The organism is Flavobacterium fontis (assembly GCF_900129405.1).
GTDB lineage: Bacteria > Bacteroidota > Bacteroidia > Flavobacteriales > Flavobacteriaceae > Flavobacterium > Flavobacterium fontis.
On sequence record NZ_FQVQ01000032.1, the window covers coordinates 1 to 1516 of the forward strand.

Sequence of the window (1516 nt, forward strand, 5' to 3'; positions counted from 1 at the left end):
CGCCCTATGTAGAATTAAGTAAATTTTCGGCTTAAAAACTTGTTTTTGATCTTGGAATGCCGCTAGCCGACTGTGGCGGTCAAAGCGAAACGATTATTTCTTACTAAGATAAATGTTTTTCGTGTAAACCAAACGTAAAACTTGCACTTACCAGCCATAGCGGCTAGCGGCTGTTGTGCGCAGGCTTTCTTTTTACTCCTCAATTTTTTCTAATCCATTTAACTTCATCTCAATGTTGTCAGCTAAAACTAATTCTTCAAAACAAGATTTACAAATCCAGTCATATCCATCAAAATAACCTTCGTTTTCCAAATATTCACTTTCATCTTCTCCGATTGCTTCAAAGCAAATTTCGCAATGATCATGAGTCCAACCATCTTCGACTAGATCAAATTGATTTTTGTCATATGACTGGCCAATATATAATCTCGATACTAATTCTGTATTTTTTTCTTTTAATCCAGGGCGTGGAAACCATTTTTTTAAAGTATAATTCTCCCTCTCGATCTCATTTACCATTTCACGAATGTGATTGATTTCAATATTTCCAGTTTTCAATTTTACAAATATGGTTCTCATCGATACGGTTTTATAAGCTTGCGCACAACGGTTTGCCGCTTTGCGAAGGCGGGGTTTTCAGCACTAAACTTCATTAGATGCACAAAACTTGAATTTAGCACTTCACTTTCATAGAAGCACGAAACCCCCGCTTTTGCAAAACGGCTGTTAGCGGTTCGGGCTTCTTTCATTCGCCAGTTTTTTTTGTTAGTAACGCTATTTCCATAACTCGTCTGTAAAAATCGCCAAACTCTTCCTTTTTGTATTTTGTCCGCATTGCTTTTAGAACGTCCAAAGCGTCAAAACCACCCCATTCCCAAAGCATTGTATCAAAGTTATATTTTAACATTTGAGTTTCTACTTCTGTCCGCAACGATTTAACCTGGTCAGTTGTCAAACCATAACTTTCTAATAATTTTGTTAGTCTTTGGTCTGTTTCGGTTGTAAATTCTGTGTCTAAAAATGGTTCAAGTATCCAACCCCAAATCATTGGTCGCTCAATTGTCTTGATATTATTCTTTTTAGCAAACTCTTCAAGTTCAACTTTCTTTTCGGACGTTAAATAAATTAGTTCGTTACCAACTCTAAATGTCGGTGGATATGATTTAAAGTCTATGTCGTCAATTTGATTTGTCTTGAAGATAGTTTGTCCGTATGCGATAGAAGGTTCAAATGGATAGTTTTCAATTTTTAAAAAGTCGTCACCAATTGTCAATTGTCCAGTAGAAACGAGCAATTCTTTCACTTCTGATTTTGAAGTGCTAAACATTGTCCAACTGTCACTTGGTTTTTTGTTTGTTTTGAAAAGTCGTTTTATAAATTCCATTTGTTTCTGTTTCGGTGTCGTCATTTAGCCTGACCGCTAACGTTCCGGCGCTTGGCGAGGTTGCGAACTTCGGAACCGATTATTTTCTATCAAAGATAAAATTTCTTGCGAAAAGTAAACTTGAATTTACTA

General features: G+C 36.1%; 2 protein-coding genes. Both read right to left on the reverse strand.

The genetic code is table 11. The annotated features are described in order from the left end of the window. Window positions 1-192: 192 nt before the first annotated feature. A complete protein-coding gene (locus tag BUC17_RS14045; protein WP_143161829.1) occupies window positions 193-579 on the reverse strand; it encodes a hypothetical protein in 387 nt (128 codons plus the stop codon). Window positions 580-745: 166 nt separating this feature from the next. Beyond that, window positions 746-1384 (reverse strand): DUF7079 family protein, encoded by a 639-nt coding sequence (locus BUC17_RS13840; RefSeq protein ID WP_073365515.1) that lies wholly within the window; start codon window positions 1382-1384, stop codon window positions 746-748. Between the last annotated feature and the right edge of the window lie 132 nt (window positions 1385-1516).